This is a genomic window from Staphylococcus sp. 231237_7MaSpsaltlick (genome assembly GCF_043107035.1).
Genome location: NZ_JBICNX010000009.1, coordinates 126,026 through 146,286 on the forward strand (window position 1 = coordinate 126,026; position 20,261 = coordinate 146,286).

The window sequence follows — 20,261 nt, forward strand, 5'->3', positions numbered from 1 at the left end:
TAAATGTTAGAATTTGAACAAGGATTTAATCATTTAGCGACGTTAAAAGTCATCGGTGTAGGGGGCGGCGGTAATAACGCTGTAAACCGTATGATTGACCATGGTATGAATAATGTTGAATTTATTTCAATTAACACGGATGGACAAGCTTTAAATTTATCAAAAGCTGAGTCTAAAATCCAAATTGGTGAAAAATTAACACGTGGTTTAGGCGCCGGTGCTAACCCTGAAATTGGTAAAAAAGCTGCTGAAGAGTCACGTGAACAAATTGAAGATGCAATTCAAGGTGCAGATATGGTATTCGTAACTGCTGGTATGGGTGGCGGTACTGGTACAGGTGCTGCTCCAGTTGTAGCAAAAATTGCTAAAGAAATGGGCGCATTAACAGTAGGTGTTGTAACACGTCCGTTTGGTTTTGAAGGCCGTAAGCGTCAAACGCAAGCTGCAGCAGGTGTTGAAGCAATGAAAGCTGCTGTTGATACATTAATCGTTATTCCTAATGACCGTTTATTAGATATTGTTGATAAATCAACACCAATGATGGAAGCATTTAAAGAAGCAGATAACGTATTACGTCAAGGTGTTCAAGGTATCTCTGATTTAATCGCTGTATCTGGTGAAGTTAACTTAGACTTTGCAGACGTTAAAACAATTATGTCTAACCAAGGTTCAGCTTTAATGGGTATCGGTGTTTCTTCTGGCGAAAACCGTGCAGTAGAAGCTGCTAAAAAAGCAATTTCTTCACCATTACTAGAAACTTCAATCGTAGGTGCGCAAGGTGTGCTTATGAATATTACAGGCGGAGAATCATTGTCACTTTTCGAAGCACAAGAAGCAGCAGATATCGTGCAAGATGCAGCAGACGAAGATGTTAATATGATCTTCGGTACAGTAATTAACCCAGAATTACAAGATGAAATTGTTGTAACAGTTATCGCAACTGGTTTTGAAGACAAACCTTCATCACAAGGTCGTAAAGCTTCAAACACTGGCTTTGGTAATAGTGCAACAAGCGGAAGTACTACTAAAGAAGACACAATTTCTTCAAGTTCAGCAAGTGCTTCACAAGCATCATCAGAAAACGCTAGTGAAGGTAGAGCACATACAACTAATGAAGATGATATTCCAAGTTTCATTAGAAATAGAGAAGAAAGACGTTCAAGAAGAACTAGACGTTAGTCGCAACAAGTTTTGTAGACTAAATTAAATAATAAAGTGTCATCAGGTCAGTAGATCTGATGACTTTTTTAAATTTAATTAATAATAATGTTGCTTTTATATATCCTATGGAGGTTTGTGATCATGCAAGATAAATTTATTAAAAAGCATCATACATTAGAATATGAGGACGTTCATTTAAAAAATGTTAAACTGGGTATAACAACAAGAGAAGATGGTTTTAGCCCTTTTCCTCAAAACGCCTTTAATATGGCAAGATATATTAACGACAATCAACAAAGTATCACTGAACATCAAGAAATACTCGCTGCTACCATTGAATTTCCTAGAGAGCAATGGGTTTTTCCAATTCAAACTCATGAAAATAAAGTTGTAGAAGTAACTGAACAAGATAGAGGGTCTAATATAGATTCACTGACAGATCGATTGCATGGTGTAGACGGTTTATACACATATGATGATAATATTTTACTTACAATGTGCTATGCTGACTGTGTACCTATTTACTTTTATAGCGAAAAATATCATTTTATAGGTCTTGCACATGCAGGTTGGAGAGGAACTGTTGGTCAAATAGTCAATGAAATGGTTTCACGTATAGATTTTGAGTTAAGCGATTTAAATGTTGTCATTGGACCCGCAACTTCTATATCTTATGAAATTAACGATGATATAAAATCTAAATTTGAAGCGCTGCCGATAGATATTAATCAATATACACAAACTAGAGGTGTAGATAGACACGGTATTGATTTGAAACTTGCGAATGCATTACTGTTAGAATATGCTGGTGTTCCCAAAAATAATATTTATATAACAAGCTATGCGACATCTGAAGATTTATCATTATTTTTTTCTTATAGAGTTGAAAAAGGAAATACGGGTCGTATGTTAGCATTTATTGGTCAATAACGAAGAGGTGTATAGAATTGGACGTACAATATAATTTAAAGTGTATAAATGAACAAATACAGACACATTACGAAAAGGGTAATATTTCAACAATGCCAAACGTGATTGCAGTGACAAAGTATGTTACAATAGACCGAGCTAATGATGCATATAATGCAGGAATTAGACATTTCGGCGAAAACCGTTTGGAAGGGTTTCAACAAAAGAAAGCAATCTTACCTAATGACGCCGTTATGCATTTTATAGGTTCATTACAAACTAGAAAAGTTAAAGAAGTTATCAATGAAGTTGACTATTTCCATGCATTAGACCGTTTGAAATTAGCAAAAGAAATTGATAAAAGAGCCGAACATAAAATTAAATGTTTTGTTCAAGTGAATGTATCTGGTGAATCATCTAAACAAGGTGTTTCGTTATCAGAGGTTAAGACTTTTATTGAAGAGTTAAAGCAATATGAGAATATAGAAATCGTTGGTCTTATGACGATGGCTCCTTTGACTGAAGATGAGCCATATATAAAAAGCTTGTTTCAATTATTAAAAACAAAAAGAGATGAAATTAAAGCGCTCAATTTAAATTATGCACCATGTACTGAGCTTTCTATGGGAATGAGTAACGATTATCATTTAGCCGCTGAAGTAGGTGCATCATTTGTGAGAATTGGGACTAAACTTGTAGGAAAAGAGGAGTGAGCCCCGTGGCTTTAAAAGATTTATTTAATGGATTTTTCGTTGTAGAAGAGGAAGATGACGAATTAGAAGCGCCGCCAGAAGAAGAACAAAATAGAACACAAAACAAACAACAAGCGCAGTCTCAAAGCAACTTTAATGAACAATCAAATAATGGTTATACAGAAAAGCCAAGATCAATACAGTCCGTTCCCAAGAAACAGTCAACTAGATTACAGCAATCATCGGGAGAAAGGAAGTATCAAATGAATAACAGTTCATCTAAAAATAATACAAGGAACGTTGTGAATATGAATAATCAAGAACAAGATCAATTCGCTTTTGCACAAGAAAGTTCTAAAATGTGTTTATTTGAACCCCGTGTTTTTTCAGATACACAAGATATTGCAGACGAACTTAAGAATCGTCGTGCCACATTAGTTAATTTACAACGTATTGATAAAGTGTCTGCTAAACGTATTATCGACTTTTTAAGTGGTACTGTTTATGCAATTGGTGGAGATATTCAACGAGTTGGATCAGATATATTCTTATGTACGCCAGACAATGTTGAAGTTGCTGGAAGTATCACTGATCAAATAGAAAATATGGAATACCAAGGTGAATAGAGGTAAAAATAAATGGATATTGGTTTATTAGCAAACATATTTAATTTTATTTTATTCTTGGTTCAGATTTATTATTATGGGATGATTGTATATTTTGTTATGTCATGGATTCCCAATGCACGTGAAAATAAATTCGGTCAATTTTTATCAAAACTATATGAACCGTTTTTAGAGCAATTCCGTAAAGTTATACCACCAATTGGAATGATTGATATATCATCAATTGTTGCCATAGTAGTACTCGTACTATTCCGTAGTGGTTTAGCGAGCATATTTAATTTGATTTTAACTAAATTAATGTAAGGCATTGAATAATACTAAATGAACTAACATAAAATAAATGACAAGCACCTAACGTTAAATAACGAGAGGTGCTTTGTATTGTATTTGGAGTGATACACATCGATATTTATCAGCATTTCAGAAAAGAAGAACATGATTTAATAGATCAACTTATAGATAAATGCAATCGTGCTAATAATCAATACGCACCTGTATTGACAACGTTTCTTGATCCACGTGGTCAATATATAATGGAGGTTGTCGTCGGTAGCTTTGAAGACTTGAATGTTACATTTTATGGCGGACCATATGCGGAAAGAAAACGGGCTATTGTCGCGCCAAGTTACTTTGTACCAAGTGAAGAAGCATTCGAAATTGTATTGATTAAAGTTGATTATCCACAAAAATTTGTAACATTACAACATCAACATATTTTAGGCACAATTATGTCACTTGGAATTGAAAGAGAACAATTAGGTGACATTGTTGTGGCAGATAATATTCAATTCACTTTGACAAAGCAACTAGAATCTTATATTATATTGGAATTAAATAGAATCAAAGGCGCAACAGTTAAACTTAATTCTATTCCTATAAAAGATATGATACAATCAAAAGAGAATTGGCAAACATTTGATACAACTGTAAGTGGCTTAAGGTTAGATGTTGTATTAAAAGACATGATACGAAAATCACGAACTATTGCAAAACAACTGATAGACAAGAAACGTGTTAAAGTGAATCATACAGTGGTTGACGCTGCAGACTTTCAACTTGATAGTGGTGACTTATTATCAATCCAAGGATTTGGTAGAGCTATGATTACTGACATAGGCGGTAAAACTAAAAAAGATAAAATCAGAATTTCTTACAAAACGTTATTCAAATAATGGTATAATAAACTATCATATAATTTGAGATAACATATTTAACGCTTTGCGCAATTTAGTAAATGATATATTATAAAAACATATTGTCGATAAAACACTATTTCTGTTATTTAATCGTTGTAGAAAATAGTGTATTATAGAAGGAGGATATTTATGCCTTTTACACCAAATGAAATTAAAAATAAAACTTTTACAAATGCAAGAAATGGTTTTGAGCCTACTGAAGTTGAAAGCTATTTAGAACAATTGAGTAATGAAATTGAACGTTTGAAAGAAGATAAAGTACAGTTAGAAAAAGTGATTGAAGACAAAGAAAGCAATATTCAATCGTATAAAGATGTACATCAATCTGTAAGTGATGCGTTAATTCAAGCTAAACAAGCCGGAGAAGAAACTAAAGCAGCTGCTTCAAAAGATGCCGAAGCGATAGTATCTAAAGCAAAAGCAGAAGCAGATAGAATTGTTAACGACGCAGTTGAAAAAGCACGTAGACTATCTTTCCAAACTGAAGATATGAAACGTCAATCCAAAATTTTCAGATCGCGTTTCCGTATGTTAGTCGAAGCACAATTAGATTTACTTAAAAATGAAGATTGGGATTATTTATTAAATTATGATCTTGATTCTGAACAAGTCACTGAAGAAAATATTAATCACTTAAATGATAATGAATTGACTGAAGAAGAAAAAGCTATGAAAGCGAGAGCTGAAGCAGGCAATAACGCAACTGCTAGCGATCAAACATCAGCTACTGATTCAGAAAATAAATAATATTAGATAACAGACGCGTTTGAAACAATAAACATATCACAGCGAGTTAGGGATAGTGGGAGCCTTTCATATGTTAGTTTCTTATATCACTGTTATGTCATTACAAAGTAATAAAGATAATGAGAGAACTCTAAGTTGAGTTAATCAGGGTGGTAACGCGGTATACATCGTCCCTGTTAATTGAACTTAGAGTTCTTTTTATTATTTAAAATGAATAAAGTATGAAAATCGGAACGAGGAGTGTATAGAAATGGACTATAAAGATACATTATTAATGCCAAAAACAGATTTCCCAATGCGTGGTGGTTTGCCAAATAAAGAGCCTAAGATACAAGAAGAATGGGATGAAAAAAACATCTATCAAAAAGTATTAGATAAAAATGAAGGGAACCCCTCATACATTCTACATGATGGCCCACCATATGCGAATGGAAGCTTACACATGGGACATGCGTTAAACAAAATTTTAAAAGATATCATCACACGTTATAAATCAATGCGTGGGTATTATACGCCGTACGTGCCAGGTTGGGATACACATGGTTTGCCAATCGAACAAGCGTTAACTAAAAAAGGTGTTAAACGCAAAGAATTGTCAGTAGCAGAATTCAGAAAAAAATGTGAAGCATTTGCATTAGAGCAAATTGAAAATCAGAAAAAAGATTTCAAGCGTTTAGGTATTAAAGGCGATTTTAATGACCCTTATATTACTTTAAAACCAGAATATGAAGCAGCTCAAATTCGTTTATTTGGAGAAATGGCGGATAAAGGTTTGATTTATAAAGGGAAAAAACCAGTATATTGGTCACCATCAAGTGAATCTTCATTAGCAGAAGCGGAAATTGAATATCAAGATAAACGTTCACCATCTATTTATGTAGCGTTTGATGTTAAAGATGGTAAAGGTATTATCGATCCAGATGCAAAATTTATTATCTGGACTACAACGCCATGGACATTGCCATCAAATGTAGCGATTACGGTGCATCCTGATTTAACTTACGGTCAATACAATGTAAATGGTCAAAAATACATCATTGGTAAAGATTTAGCGAGTGATGTTGTAGAAGCGTTAGGATGGGACGAAGATACTTTAGTATTAGAAAATGAATTTACAGGTAAAGAATTAGAATATGTTGAAGCCCAACACCCATTCTTTGAGCGTGAATCATTAGTAATTAATGGTTTACATGTTACTACTGATGCAGGTACTGGATGTGTACACACTGCACCTGGACATGGTGAAGATGACTATATAGTTGGTCAAAAATATAATTTACCTGTGATTAGCCCAGTAGATGATAAAGGTGTATTTACTGATGAAGCTGGTCAATTTGAAGGCATGTTTTATGATAAAGCGAATAAAGAAATTACAGACCTACTAAAAGAAAATGGTGCATTACTACATTTAGAATTTATTACACATAGTTATCCTCATGACTGGCGTACGAAAAAACCAGTTATCTTTAGAGCGACGCCACAATGGTTTGCATCTATAGATAAAGTACGTCAAGATATTTTAGATGCTATCGATGAAACCCAATTCAAAGTGGACTGGGGTAAAACACGTATCTATAACATGATTCGTGACCGTGGCGAATGGGTTATTTCACGTCAACGTGTATGGGGTGTGCCGTTACCAGTATTTTATGCTGAAAATGGCGACATTATCATGACATCTGAAACAGTTAACCATGTTGCTGATTTATTTGAAGCAAATGGATCAAACATTTGGTTTGAACGTGATGCGAAAGATTTACTACCTGAAGGCTTTACGCATCCAGGTAGTCCAAATGGTGAATTTACAAAAGAAACTGATATCATGGATGTTTGGTTTGACTCAGGTTCATCACACCGTGGTGTGTTAGAGGAACGTCCGGAATTATCATACCCAGCTGATTTATACCTTGAAGGTAGTGACCAATACCGTGGTTGGTTCAACTCATCAATTACAACTTCAGTGGCTACGAGAGGGCAATCTCCATATAAAATGTTACTATCACATGGCTTTGTAATGGATGGAGAAGGTAAGAAAATGAGTAAATCATTAGGTAATGTGATTGTACCGGATCAAATTGTTAAACAAAAAGGTGCAGACATTGCACGTCTATGGGTGAGTAGTGTTGATTATCTAGCAGACGTACGTATTTCAGATGAAATTTTAAAACAAACTTCTGATGTTTATAGAAAAATCAGAAACACTTTAAGATTTATGTTAGGTAACGTAAATGATTATAACCCTGCTACTGATGCAATCGCTGAAGATAATTTATTAGAAGTGGATAAATATTTATTGAATAGATTACGTGAGTTTACTGCGAATACGTTAGACCACTATGATAACTATGATTATTTAGATATTTTCCAAGAAGTTCAAAACTTTATTAATGTAGAACTAAGTAATTTCTATTTAGATTATGGTAAAGATATTCTTTATATTGAAGAGCGTGATTCTCATAAACGTCGTAGTATGCAAACAGTGTTATATCAAATCGTTGTTGATATGACTAAATTGTTAGCGCCTATCTTAGTTCATACATCTGAAGAAGTTTGGTCACATATCCCTCATGTAGAGGAAGAAAGTGTACACTTAACAAACATGCCAGAACGTGTTGAAGTAAATCGTGAATTTGTAGATAGATGGAATACGTTTATGAAATTACGTGATGATGTTAACCGTGCATTAGAAGTCGCACGTAACGAAAAAGTAATTGGTAAATCATTAGAAGCTAAAGTTGTGATTGGAAGCAATGATAACTTTGATGCGACGTCTTTCTTACAACAATTTGCTGACTTACAACAATTATTTATTACTTCACAAGCAGAAGTAGTAGACCAAGTGGAAAATGGAATTCCTTACCAATATGGTGATATCCGTATTGAGCATGCACATGGTGAAAAATGTGAACGTTGTTGGAATTATAGTGAATCATTAGGTTCTGTAGGCGAATTAAATAACTTGTGTCCACGTTGTCAAGAAGTTGTCAAAACACTAGTATAATTAAGACGCTAGTTGTTATTAATTGAATAAATTGATTTGGATGAGGCTGGGACATAATTAATTGTCTTAGCCTCATCTTTTCTGGAGTGGATTGACGTTCAAATTTATTTTTATAAACATAATGCCATTGAGGCTTGATATTTACGCTTCCATTACTTAAGTTTCAACAATGCGCATTTATAATAGAATCTGTAATTGGACAGGGATAAAGAAATTTATAAGAATTTAAGTAAAACTTGATTTTAGAAGGGTGTTTTTTATGTTTCATAATCAAAGTGCACATTTTGTAAACGGCATAACATTAAATGTAAGAGATAAAGAAGCTATGAAACAATTTTATGAACATATCTTAGGGCTTAATGTAGTAAATGAATCATATTCAATTGTTCATTATGAAATTGGTAATTCAAATCATTTTCTAACATTAAAGCAAATTAACCATGGTAGAGAGCCTTTAACTTCGGAAGCGGGGTTATTTCATCTCGCTATTAGATTACCATCGAAAACAGATTTAGCGGATTTGCTCGTTCAATTGAGTGAGAATGATTTACCTATTAATGGTGGAGAACACGATATTACAACATCATTATTTTTAGAAGACCCGGAAGGCAATGGTTTAGAATTTTATGTGGATCATCCGATTGAAGATTGGGTGTTTGAAGATGATAAGGCTGTCTTAGAGACACGACCAATCAACGTGCCTAATTTGTTAACCTATGTTTCAAATGAAAAGTGGCAAGGCATCCCTGATGAAACAATAATCGGATATATTAATCTTAAAACAATAGAGTTAAAACGTGTAATTTCATATTATAAAAATTTCTTTGGTTTAGAAGCTTCTTCCTTAGAAACAAACACAGCATTGTATTTATCTTCTAACGGTTATCACCAACATATAGTAGTCAATAATTGGTTTTCTCGAATTAAACGTATTGAAAACCATAAAACATATGGGTTAGCTTGTGTAGACTATCACTATCCTGAGACGACGCATAAAAATATTACAGGACCTGACGGTATAATGTTTCGTTTTAATTTTTATAAAGTTATGTAATTAACATGGAGCAATGACAAATTATTTTATTATGATACTAAGAAAACTTATTAAATGACTTTCATATAAATATATAGCATTAGATCAATGGTTGATCATGAATTTTTAATTTTTATATATATAATCAAACTGTAACTTTTTTTATAAGTTTGATTAGGATATAATGAAAGATGTTGTAAAAGCGACTGAGCGCAGAATAGGAGGTACAGACATGAAACGTCAGTACTACATTGGTATTTCTTTATTCATAACAATCGTTATATTATTATTAGATCAAATCACAAAATTTATTGTTGCTAGTTCTATGAAAGTTGGAGATTCTTTTAACGTAATTCCCAATTTTTTAAATATAACTTCACACCGTAATAATGGTGCAGCGTGGGGTATATTGAGTGGGAAAATGAGTTTTTTCTATATTATTACAATTATAATTCTTGTTGTATTAATTATATTTTACATTAAAGAAGCAAAACAGCATTTATTAATGCAAGTGGCTATTAGTTTATTATTTGCAGGAGCTTTAGGTAATTTTATTGATCGTGTGTTACATGGAGAAGTTGTAGACTTTGTTGATACAAATATTTTTGGTTATAATTTCCCTATATTTAATGTAGCAGATTCTAGTTTGACTATAGGCGTTTTGTTGATAGTAATCGCTTTGTTAACAGATATGAAGAAAGAAGAATAGGAGAGATATCGTATGGATATACATGAGTTTAAGATAGAAGACCAGAACGATACAGGTCAACGTATTGATAAGCTATTACCTGAATATAATTCAGATTGGTCACGTACTCAAATCCAAGATTGGATTAAAGAGAATCTTGTGAAAGTTAACGATAAGGTCATTAAATCTAACTACAAAACGAAGATGAATGATTATATAGTTGTGACTGAAAAGGAAATTGTAGAAGCGGATATTCAACCAGAAAATTTAAATTTGGATATTTTTTATGAAGATGATGATGTAGCTATTGTATATAAACCTAAAGGTATGGTAGTTCACCCATCAGCTGGTCATTATACAGGTACTTTAGTTAATGGTCTTATGTATCAAATGAAGAATTTATCAGGAATTAATGGTGAAATTCGTCCAGGTATTGTGCATCGTATCGATAAGGATACATCTGGATTATTAATGGTTGCTAAAAATGATATCGCACATCGTAGTTTAGTAAATCAATTAGTTAATAAGACAGTCACTCGTAAATATGTTGCATTAGTACATGGAAACATTCCTCATGATTATGGCACAATTGATGCACCGATTGGCAGAAATAAAAATGATCGTCAATCTATGGATGTTGTTGATGATGGAAAAGATGCAATTACACATTTTAATGTATTAGAGCATTTTGATAAATATACATTAATCGAGTGTATTTTAGAAACTGGCCGTACGCACCAAATTCGTGTGCATATGAAATATATTGGTTTCCCATTAGTTGGTGATCCAAAATATGGACCGAAAAAAACGATGGCTATAGGCGGCCAAGCATTACATGCTGGTGTAATAGGGTTTGAACATCCAATTACACATGAAAATATCGAAAAATCAGCTGCATTACCAGACGATTTTGAGCAATTATTAGCTGAGTTACGTAGAAGCGAAAAATAATTATAAGAGCTTGATATAAATATCCGTGCCTAAAGAATAAACGTCAATTTCTATTGAGATTATATAGAAATTGACGTTTTCTTTGTCTATTGAAGTTTACATTTTTAAGTGTCCACTTTGAAGTGAGCATACCATCATAAATATTAGTTTTTTATATTGAATATGAAGTCTATGTCTTAAGAATTTTATTGTTTTTATGATGAATGGAATTAACAATTACTAGAGTTGTTATTTTCATGTTTACCGACTTGCAAGGTAATATGATTCATGGTATTATTATGACAGTTTAATAAAGAGCGAACGTCTTTAATTGAGAGTCCAGAGAGGCTCCGAAGACATGTATTTAATAAAAAAGGTTATAAACTTACTGTTTGTTCATATAAATGAAGAAGCACTGTTGTAGTTATAATATCTTAACACAATAGGAGTCATAGTATAAATTTTTAACTATGGAAGAGAAAGCGTCTCATTTTAATGAGTGATGTCTCTTGAAGTTTGGAACACTTTTTAACTAAACCTCATGTCTGATAAAGACATGAGGTTTTCTTTATATCATCACTTAATTAAAGGCAGGTGTATAAAAATGTCAGAACGCGTTGTTATGGATGAAGCAGCAATACAAAGAACGGTTACACGTATTGCACATGAAATTTTAGAATATAACAAAGGTACCGATAATTTAATCTTGTTAGGCATTAAAACACGCGGTGCATTTTTAGCGAGACGTATACAACAAAAGATTGAACAAATAGAAGAGATCGCCGTACCAACTGGAACGATTGATATTACACAATTTAGAGATGATTTAGAACAAACAATAAACCAAGTTGATGACAAAGCGTATGAAATAGATGTAAATATTACAAATCAAGTCGTTGTTATTATCGATGACGTTTTATACACAGGACGTACAGTGCGAGCTTCATTGGACGCTGTTCTACAGTACGCGAGGCCAAAAAAAATTGGTTTAGCTACTTTAGTAGACAGAGGTCATAGAGAATTACCGATTCGCGCAGACTTCGTAGGAAAAAATATTCCTACAGCAAAAGAAGAAGATGTATCAGTGTTTCTTCAAGAAATAGATGATAGAAATGCAGTTGTAATTGAATAGCACCTTTTAATTCAGTACGAGAGACTGGAAAAGGGAAGAGGTAAAAGCTATTATGATAATCACCGTTTAACAGGGGTTTTTATAAAGCTTTTAGAAAGATAAGCTGTTAGCTTAAAACAAACGCCTCTTCATATTATCTTGATTAAATTATATAGAGCTACCGTTTAAACTTACGAATAACGCTTAGTTTTCTATAATCAAAACAGATAATATATACTTTTTAGTCTCTTTACATGAATTCAATGTAAAGAGATTTTTTTTATGAGAGGAAGCATAAACATGGAAAATGAAACAATGTTTGAACGGACAGTCAAACCAGTATTAGATGTAGGTGATAGACCTAAAATTGGACAATGGGCATTCTTGAGTACGCAACATTTGTTTGCGATGTTTGGCTCCACAGTGCTTGTACCATTTTTGACAGGACTACCAATATCATCGGCACTTTTAGCATCAGGAATCGGGACATTGTTATATATCTTAATTACTAAAGCAAAAATACCTGCTTATCTTGGATCAAGCTTTGCCTTTATAACGCCGATCATTACAGGGTTAAACTCACATAGCTTAGGCGACATGCTTGTGGCACTTTTTATGAGTGGTGTCATGTATGTTCTGATTGGTATAGCAATTAAAATCAGTGGGACAAATTGGTTAATGAACTTATTACCCCCAGTAGTTGTTGGTCCGGTTATTATGGTTATCGGCTTGAGTTTAGCGCCAACCGCTGTCAATATGGCAATGTTTGAGAACTCGGGAGATATGAAAGGTTATAACTTAAGTTATTTAGCAGTAGCAGTGATTACATTACTGGTAACGATTATAGTGCAAGGTTACTTTAAAGGTTTCTTATCTTTAATTCCGGTACTAATCGGCATAGTTACTGGCTATATTGTTTCAATTGCTATGGGATTAGTAAACTTTGCGCCTATTGCCAAGGCCAAATGGTTACAATTTCCTGAAGTATACATACCATTTAAAGATTATACACCTTCATTTCACTTGGGGTTAGTAATGGTATTAATACCAATTGTGTTTGTGACTGTTAGTGAACATATTGGACATCAAATGGTAATAAACAAAATTGTGGGTCGTAACTTTTTTAAAGATCCAGGTTTAGATAAGTCTATCATTGGTGATGGTGTATCAACGATGTTTGCGAGCATCATTGGTGGCCCTCCAAGTACAACATATGGAGAAAACATCGGCGTGTTAGCAATAACAAAAATTTACAGTGTTTATGTTATTGGTGGCGCTGCAACTATTGCAATTATTTTAGGATTTGTAGGGAAATTCACAGCATTAGTTTCATCTATACCAACGCCAGTAATGGGAGGCGTCTCGATTTTACTTTTCGGTATCATCGCAGCTAGTGGTCTGAGGATGTTAGTAGAAAGTGAAGTGGATTTCGCGAGTAACAGAAACTTGGTTATTGCATCTGTCATATTAGTTATAGGGATAGGTAACCTTGTATTTAATTTAAACGGACTAGGTATTAATTTAGAAATTGAAGGCATGGCATTAGCTGCTTTAGCAGGCATAACACTAAATTTGATTTTACCAAAAGAAACACCAGCAGATTAATAAAAAATTGTCATAATAAGGAGCTGAAACATATGGATAATTTACTAACAATGGAACACTTAAATACGACTGAAATTTATGAATTGGTACAACGCGCGAGCGCTTTTAAAAATGGTGATGCAAAGCCATGTTGTTTTGATGATAAATTCGTAGCAAATTTATTCTTTGAAAATTCCACACGCACAAAAAGTAGCTTTTTAGTAGCCGAACAAAAATTAGGTTTGAAATTAATTGATTTTGAAACAGATACATCTTCTGTTCAAAAAGGTGAATCACTATATGATACTTGTAAGACTTTAGAACAAGTAGGTGCAGATGTGTTAGTAATTCGACATCCTCAAACAAATTATTATGATGAGTTAGAGAATCTAAATATTCCCATTATCAACGCTGGTGACGGAAGTGGACAACATCCCACTCAAAGTTTATTAGATATTATGACAATCTACGAAGAATACAAAACATTTGAGAACTTAAATATTTTAATTTGTGGAGATATTAAAAATTCACGTGTAGCCAAAAGTAACTTTCAAAGTTTAAGTGCCTTAGGTGCCAATGTGATGTTTTCAAGTCCAGAGTCATGGAAAGATGAAACATTAGAAGCACCGTATGTAGAAATAGATGAAGTGATTGATTCAATAGACATTGTGATGCTACTTAGGGTACAACACGAGAGACATGGCGATAGTGAAATAGCTAGTTTTGAAACAACGCAATACCATGAACAGTTTGGACTTACACAACAACGATATAACAAGCTAAATGATCGGGCGATTATTATGCATCCCGCACCGGTTAATCGAGGCGTAGAAATAGAAGATACACTTGTTGAAGCACCTAAGTCTCGTATTTTTAAACAAATGGAAAATGGTATGTATATTCGCATGGCAATTATTGACTACATCTTACAAATGGAAGGGGCAACAGCAAAATGAAATTATTAACAAATGCGCAAATTTTACAAAACGGTGAGCTAACAAAAGTATCAATTTTAATAGAGGGAAAACATATTAAGAAAATCGCACCTCAAATAGATGTTGATGCAGACACAGAAGAAATCGACGTCAAAGGACAATTTGTTTCACCAGGATTAGTCGATGTTCATGTTCATTTACGCGAACCAGGCGGCGAACATAAGGAAACAATTGAAACAGGGACTAAAGCCGCAGCTCGAGGTGGTTTCACTACAGTTTGTCCTATGCCAAACACTCGTCCTGTACCAGATTCTGAAGAAAATCTTAACCACTTAAATCGCTTGATCGCTGAAAACGCGCAAGTTAGAGTTTTACCATATGCCGCTATAACGGTTAGACAAGCAGGTAAGGAACATGTTGATTTTTCTACGCTTGCACAAAATGGCGCTTTTGCTTTTACAGATGACGGTGTAGGCGTACAACAAGCAAACATGATGTACGAAGCTATGCAAGAAGCTGCAAAAGTTAATAAGGCTGTCGTAGCACATTGTGAAGATAACAGCTTGATTTATGGCGGTGCCATGCACGAAGGAGAACGCAGCAAATCTTTAGGTATACCAGGTATTCCAAATATTTGTGAAGCAGTACAAATTGCTAGAGATGTGTTATTAGCAGAAGCAGCAGGCGCGCATTACCATGTGTGCCATGTATCTACTAAGGAAAGTGTTAGAGCGATACGCGATGCTAAAAAAGCAGGCATACATGTAACTGCTGAAGTTACCCCACATCACTTATTATTGACTGAAGACGATGTTCCTGGAGATGATGCGATTTATAAAATGAATCCTCCTTTAAGAAGTAAAGAGGATAGAGATGCATTGCTTGAAGGATTACTAGACGGAACAATTGATTGTATCGCGACAGACCATGCTCCACATGCAGCAGAAGAAAAGGATCAACCAATGACTAAAGCACCATTTGGTATCGTAGGTAGTGAAACAGCTTTCCCATTACTTTATACACACTTTGTTAAAAATGGTGAGTGGACATTACAACAATTAGTTGATTATTTAACAATTAAACCGGCTCAGACATTTGATTTACCATACGGAAAATTAGAAGAAGGTGGATTAGCAGATTTAGCAGTTATCAATTTAGACAAAGAAACTGAAATCAATGCAGATGACTTTGCGTCTAAAGGGCGTAATACTCCATTTATAGGGTATAGCGTTTATGGAACACCAGTATTAACAATGGTTGAAGGTGAAGTTAAATTTAAGGAGGAAAAATAATGTTAAAACAACGTTATCTTGTTTTAGAAGATGGTTCATATTATGAAGGATATCCAATAGGCTCCGATAATTTAACACTAGGTGAAATTGTCTTTAATACGGCAATGACGGGTTATCAAGAAACGATTTCAGACCCTTCATACACTGGCCAAATTATTACATTTACTTATCCTTTAATAGGGAATTACGGTATAAATAGAGACGATTTTGAATCACTCGTTCCTACTTTAAATGGTGTTGTAGTTAAAGAAATCAGCAGCCAACCAAGTAATTTTAGAAAACAAAAAACATTTGACGAAGTACTTGTAGAGTATGATATACCAGGCATTTCAGGCGTTGATACACGAAGTATTACACGGAAAATTAGAAAACATGGTGTGCTAAAAGCAGCTTTTACAGATAATAAAGCCGAGATTGAGCAAATAGTGACACAATTAAAAGCAAAAGAATTACCGCGTAATGAAGTGACAACGGTATCTACAAAATCTCCTTATGTATCTACTGGTTATGGCTTGAATGTTGTCTTGGTTGATTTTGGTAAAAAACAAAATATTGTAAGAGAACTTAACGCACGTGGTTGTAATGTAACGGTGGTACCATACGACACTACTGCAGAAGAAATTATTAGAATGTCACCAGATGGTGTGATGTTATCAAATGGCCCCGGCGACCCTGAAGCAGTTGAAACAGCAGTGGAGATGATTCAAGGCATCTTAGGACAGGTTCCGTTTTTCGGTATTTGTCTAGGGCACCAATTATTTGCACTGGCTCAAGGAGCAACTTCTTTCAAAATGAAGTTTGGCCATAGAGGCGCTAACCACCCAGTCAAAGATTTAAAAACTGGCAAAATTGCATTGACAAGTCAAAACCATGGTTATGCGATCGATAAAGATTCTTTAATAAATACAGACTTAGAAATTACACATATTGCTATTAATGATGGCACAGTTGAGGGCTTACGACATAAAACACTACCAGCCTTTTCAGTACAGTATCATCCTGAAGCATGTCCGGGACCATCAGATTCTAATTATTTATTCGATGAATTTATCGATATGATGAACGAATATAAAACAAAGGAGCGTACAATCAATGGCTAAACGTCAAGATATAGAAACGATTTTAGTTATAGGATCAGGACCAATTATTATCGGTCAAGCTGCAGAGTTCGATTATGCAGGTACTCAAGCATGTTTGGCATTAAAAGAAGAGGGCTACCGTGTTATATTAGTTAACTCAAACCCAGCTACAATCATGACGGACACTGAAATTGCCGATAAAGTATATATTGAACCGTTAACGCATGATTTTATTGCACGTATTATCCGAAAAGAGCAACCAGATGCACTCTTGCCTACATTAGGCGGTCAAACAGGATTAAATATGGCAATTCAATTACATGATAGTGGTGAATTAGAAGCTAATAATGTGCAGCTATTAGGTACAGAATTGAAATCTATTCAACAAGCAGAAGACAGAGAATTATTTAGAACATTAATGAATGAACTAAATGTACCAGTTCCTGAAAGTGATATCGTCAATACAGTTGAACAAGCATTTGAATTTAAAGAAGAAGTTGGTTATCCGTTAATCGTAAGACCAGCATTTACAATGGGTGGTACTGGCGGCGGCATTTGTTATAACGACGAAGAATTTAAAGAAATAGTAGGTAATGGCTTACATTATAGTCCAGCCACACAGTGTTTAATTGAAAAATCAATCGCTGGCTATAAAGAAATTGAATATGAAGTTATGCGTGATAAAAATGACAATGCTATCGTTGTCTGTAATATGGAGAATATTGACCCTGTGGGTATACATACAGGTGACTCAATCGTAGTAGCACCTAGTCAAACGTTATCAGATGTAGAATATCAAATGTTACGTGATGTGTCGTTAAAAGTGATACGCGCATTAGGCATTGAAGGTGGTTGTAACGTACAACTTGCACTAGACCCACATTCTATGGATTACTATATCATCGAGGTGAATCCTCGTGTATCTCGTTCGTCAGCGTTAGCGTCTAAAGCAACAGGTTACCCAATTGCAAAACTAGCTGCCAAAATTGCAGTAGGATTGACATTAGATGAAATGTTAAATCCAATTACTGAAACATCATACGCAGCCTTTGAACCAACATTAGATTACGTGATTTCTAAAATTCCACGTTTTCCATTTGATAAATTTGAAAAAGGTGAACGTGTTCTAGGTACGCAAATGAAGGCCACAGGCGAAGTAATGGCAATTGGCAGAACATATGAAGAGTCCTTACTTAAAGCAATTCGCTCTTTAGAATACGGTGTCCATCATTTAGGCTTACCAAACGGCGAGACATTTGATTTAGATTATATTAAATCACGTATCAAAGACCAAGATGATGAACGTCTATTCTTTATAGGAGAAGCAATCCGCAGAGGTACTACATTAGAAGAAATTCATGAAATGACAAAAATAGATTATTTCTTCTTAAATAAATTCCAACATATTATTAATATTGAGCATGATTTAAAAGCTAATAAAGGGGATGTTAATTACCTGAAATTCGCTAAAAATTATGGCTTTAGTGACCGTGTCATCGCGCACCGCTTCGATATGACAGAAACTGAAGTTCACGATTTAAGAATAGCAAATGGTATAACACCAGTGTATAAAATGGTAGATACATGTGCTGCAGAATTTGAGTCAGCAACACCATATTATTATGGGACATATGAATACGAAAATGAATCTATCGTTACAGAGAAAGAAAAGATTCTAGTGCTAGGATCAGGTCCAATACGTATTGGTCAAGGCGTTGAATTTGACTATGCAACAGTGCACGCTGTGTGGGCAATTCAACAAGCTGGTTATGAAGCAATTATTGTAAACAATAATCCAGAAACAGTATCAACTGACTTTTCAATATCAGATAAATTATACTTTGAACCACTAACTGAAGAAGATGTCATGAATATCATTGATTTAGAACAACCTAAAGGTGTAGTCGTTCAATTTGGTGGGCAAACAGCGATTAACTTGGCTGATAAACTTGCAAAACATGACGTTCAAATTCTAGGAACATCATTAGAAGATTTAAATAGAGCAGAAGACCGTAAAGAATTCGAAGCATTATTGCATAAAATTGGTGTGCCACAACCAAATGGTAAGACGGCTACATCACCTCAAGAAGCACTAGAAAATGCAAGAAACATCGGTTATCCAGTCGTTGTAAGACCATCTTACGTATTAGGTGGAAGAGCGATGGAGATTGTTAATAGTGATGCAGAATTAGAAGACTACATGAATCAAGCTGTTAAAGCTAGTCCAGACCACCCTGTATTAGTAGATAGGTACTTAACGGGGAAAGAAATTGAAGTTGATGCTATATGTGATGGAGAGACTGTAATTATTCCAGGTATCATGGAACATATAGAAAGAGCGGGCGTTCATTCAGGTGACTCTATTGCAGTTTATCCACCCCAGACATTGACACAAGAAGAAATAGACACATTAGAAGATTTCACTATTAAATTAGCAAAAGGCTTAAACATAGTTGGATTAATTAATATTCAATTTGTTATCGCACACGACGGCGTGTATGTTTTGGAAGTAAATCCACGTGCCAGTCGTACGGTGCCATTCTTAAGTAAGATTACTGATATTCAAATGGCACAATTGGCAATGCGTGCCATAATGGGAGAAAAACTTGCTAATTTAGGTTATGAAGCGGGTATTCAACCGTATGCAAATGGTGTGTTTGTTAAAGCACCGGTCTTTAGTTTTAATAAATTGAAAAATGTAGATATTACGCTTGGGCCTGAAATGAAATCTACAGGTGAAGTGATGGGCAAAGATTCTACAATGGAAAAAGCGCTATACAAAGGATTAACTGCAAGTGGTATGGAAGTCAGTGACCACGGGACAGTCTTGATGACAGTAAGTGATAAAGATAAAGATGAAATTGTATCTATCGCACATCGCTTAAACGAAGTCGGCTATAAAATTTTAGCGACAGAAGGTACTGCCCAGAAATTAGCTGAAAATGAAATTCCTTCAGAAGTCGTAGGCAAAATTGGTGGCGAAGATGATCTATTAACTCGCATTCAAAATGGTGAAGTTCAAATCGTCGTTAATACAATGACAAAAGGAAAAGAAGTTGAACGTGATGGCTTCCAAATCAGACGTGCATCTGTTGAAAATGGTGTGCCTTGTCTAACATCGTTAGATACAGTAGACGCACTAACAAGTGTGCTTGAAAGTATGACTTTTACAATGAAAAACATGTAATACGTTATTAAAATAAACTAAGGTAAAACAGTATTTTATCCAAATACTATTTTACCTTTTAATTAAGTAAATAAAGAAATTTAAAGTGTT

The 20,261-nt window shown here is 34.4% G+C and carries 17 protein-coding genes; all 17 read left to right on the forward strand.

Going from position 1 to position 20,261, the window contains the following annotated elements:
- The first annotated feature begins 3 nt into the window (after window positions 1-3).
- The 17 genes from ftsZ to carB all read left to right on the forward strand — a co-directional run bounded on the left by ftsZ (window position 4) and on the right by carB (window position 20,171).
- On the forward strand, window positions 4-1,179 hold the full coding sequence (gene ftsZ / locus ACF91D_RS17950) for a cell division protein FtsZ (protein WP_039066854.1): 1,176 nt from the start codon (window positions 4-6) through the stop codon (window positions 1,177-1,179).
- A gap of 123 nt (window positions 1,180-1,302) precedes the next feature.
- Complete coding sequence (gene pgeF, locus ACF91D_RS17955) at window positions 1,303-2,091, forward strand: peptidoglycan editing factor PgeF (RefSeq protein ID WP_039066853.1); 789 nt, start codon at window positions 1,303-1,305, stop codon at window positions 2,089-2,091.
- A 17-nt stretch (window positions 2,092-2,108) separates the two neighbouring features.
- A complete protein-coding gene (locus ACF91D_RS17960) occupies window positions 2,109-2,783 on the forward strand; it encodes a YggS family pyridoxal phosphate-dependent enzyme (RefSeq protein ID WP_327620642.1) in 675 nt (224 codons plus the stop codon).
- 5 nt (window positions 2,784-2,788) lie between these two features.
- Window positions 2,789-3,388 (forward strand): cell division protein SepF, encoded by a 600-nt coding sequence (locus ACF91D_RS17965; RefSeq protein WP_039066851.1) that lies wholly within the window; start codon window positions 2,789-2,791, stop codon window positions 3,386-3,388.
- Window positions 3,389-3,400: 12 nt separating this feature from the next.
- Window positions 3,401-3,691 carry a YggT family protein gene (locus ACF91D_RS17970; RefSeq protein ID WP_039066850.1) on the forward strand — a complete coding sequence of 97 codons (291 nt, stop codon included), beginning with the start codon at window positions 3,401-3,403 and terminating at the stop codon, window positions 3,689-3,691.
- 89 nt (window positions 3,692-3,780) lie between these two features.
- A complete protein-coding gene (locus tag ACF91D_RS17975) occupies window positions 3,781-4,560 on the forward strand; it encodes a YlmH family RNA-binding protein (RefSeq protein WP_069792872.1) in 780 nt (259 codons plus the stop codon).
- 153 nt (window positions 4,561-4,713) lie between these two features.
- Window positions 4,714-5,331, forward strand: a complete 618-nt coding sequence (locus ACF91D_RS17980) for a DivIVA domain-containing protein (protein WP_039066847.1) — start codon at window positions 4,714-4,716, stop codon at window positions 5,329-5,331.
- Between the two features lie 250 nt (window positions 5,332-5,581).
- Entirely contained in the window at window positions 5,582-8,332 is a 2,751-nt protein-coding gene (gene ileS / locus ACF91D_RS17985) for an isoleucine--tRNA ligase (protein ID WP_107549549.1), read from the forward strand.
- 259 nt (window positions 8,333-8,591) lie between these two features.
- On the forward strand, window positions 8,592-9,386 hold the full coding sequence (locus ACF91D_RS17990; RefSeq protein ID WP_101050796.1) for a VOC family protein: 795 nt from the start codon (window positions 8,592-8,594) through the stop codon (window positions 9,384-9,386).
- Between the two features lie 211 nt (window positions 9,387-9,597).
- A complete protein-coding gene (gene lspA, locus ACF91D_RS17995) occupies window positions 9,598-10,074 on the forward strand; it encodes a signal peptidase II (RefSeq protein WP_069792868.1) in 477 nt (158 codons plus the stop codon).
- A 12-nt stretch (window positions 10,075-10,086) separates the two neighbouring features.
- On the forward strand, window positions 10,087-11,004 hold the full coding sequence (locus ACF91D_RS18000) for an RluA family pseudouridine synthase (RefSeq protein WP_039066842.1): 918 nt from the start codon (window positions 10,087-10,089) through the stop codon (window positions 11,002-11,004).
- Between the two features lie 583 nt (window positions 11,005-11,587).
- Window positions 11,588-12,115, forward strand: a complete 528-nt coding sequence (pyrR, locus tag ACF91D_RS18005; protein ID WP_039066840.1) for a bifunctional pyr operon transcriptional regulator/uracil phosphoribosyltransferase PyrR — start codon at window positions 11,588-11,590, stop codon at window positions 12,113-12,115.
- 279 nt (window positions 12,116-12,394) lie between these two features.
- Window positions 12,395-13,699, forward strand: coding sequence for a uracil-xanthine permease family protein (locus tag ACF91D_RS18010; RefSeq protein ID WP_039066839.1), 1,305 nt, complete (start codon window positions 12,395-12,397; stop codon window positions 13,697-13,699).
- Between the two features lie 32 nt (window positions 13,700-13,731).
- Window positions 13,732-14,634: an aspartate carbamoyltransferase catalytic subunit gene (locus ACF91D_RS18015; RefSeq protein WP_069792867.1), complete on the forward strand. Its 903-nt coding sequence runs from the start codon at window positions 13,732-13,734 to the stop codon at window positions 14,632-14,634.
- A complete protein-coding gene (locus ACF91D_RS18020; RefSeq protein ID WP_039066836.1) occupies window positions 14,631-15,905 on the forward strand; it encodes a dihydroorotase in 1,275 nt (424 codons plus the stop codon). The genes ACF91D_RS18015 and ACF91D_RS18020 overlap by 4 nt, the downstream gene beginning before the upstream one ends.
- Window positions 15,905-17,005, forward strand: a complete 1,101-nt coding sequence (locus ACF91D_RS18025; RefSeq protein ID WP_392437490.1) for a carbamoyl phosphate synthase small subunit — start codon at window positions 15,905-15,907, stop codon at window positions 17,003-17,005. Before ACF91D_RS18020 ends, ACF91D_RS18025 begins: the two co-directional genes overlap by 1 nt.
- Window positions 16,998-20,171, forward strand: a complete 3,174-nt coding sequence (gene carB / locus ACF91D_RS18030) for a carbamoyl-phosphate synthase large subunit (protein ID WP_327620640.1) — start codon at window positions 16,998-17,000, stop codon at window positions 20,169-20,171. Before ACF91D_RS18025 ends, carB begins: the two co-directional genes overlap by 8 nt.
- The last annotated feature ends 90 nt before the right edge of the window (window positions 20,172-20,261 follow it).

Bases quoted from the DNA above. Each gene is read 5' to 3' on its own strand.
- carB (WP_327620640.1), top strand. From the start codon at position 16,998: ATGGCTAAACGTCAAGATATAGAAACGATTTTAGTTATAGGATCAGGA.
- pyrR (WP_039066840.1), top strand. From the start codon at position 11,588: ATGTCAGAACGCGTTGTTATGGATGAAGCAGCAATACAAAGAACGGTT.
- ACF91D_RS18000 (WP_039066842.1), top strand. From the start codon at position 10,087: ATGGATATACATGAGTTTAAGATAGAAGACCAGAACGATACAGGTCAA.
- ACF91D_RS17980 (WP_039066847.1), top strand. From the start codon at position 4,714: ATGCCTTTTACACCAAATGAAATTAAAAATAAAACTTTTACAAATGCA.
- ftsZ (WP_039066854.1), top strand. From the start codon at position 4: ATGTTAGAATTTGAACAAGGATTTAATCATTTAGCGACGTTAAAAGTC.
- ACF91D_RS17990 (WP_101050796.1), top strand. From the start codon at position 8,592: ATGTTTCATAATCAAAGTGCACATTTTGTAAACGGCATAACATTAAAT.
- ACF91D_RS18020 (WP_039066836.1), top strand. From the start codon at position 14,631: ATGAAATTATTAACAAATGCGCAAATTTTACAAAACGGTGAGCTAACA.
- pgeF (WP_039066853.1), top strand. From the start codon at position 1,303: ATGCAAGATAAATTTATTAAAAAGCATCATACATTAGAATATGAGGAC.
- ACF91D_RS17970 (WP_039066850.1), top strand. From the start codon at position 3,401: ATGGATATTGGTTTATTAGCAAACATATTTAATTTTATTTTATTCTTG.
- lspA (WP_069792868.1), top strand. From the start codon at position 9,598: ATGAAACGTCAGTACTACATTGGTATTTCTTTATTCATAACAATCGTT.
- ileS (WP_107549549.1), top strand. From the start codon at position 5,582: ATGGACTATAAAGATACATTATTAATGCCAAAAACAGATTTCCCAATG.
- ACF91D_RS18025 (WP_392437490.1), top strand. From the start codon at position 15,905: ATGTTAAAACAACGTTATCTTGTTTTAGAAGATGGTTCATATTATGAA.
- ACF91D_RS18010 (WP_039066839.1), top strand. From the start codon at position 12,395: ATGGAAAATGAAACAATGTTTGAACGGACAGTCAAACCAGTATTAGAT.
- ACF91D_RS18015 (WP_069792867.1), top strand. From the start codon at position 13,732: ATGGATAATTTACTAACAATGGAACACTTAAATACGACTGAAATTTAT.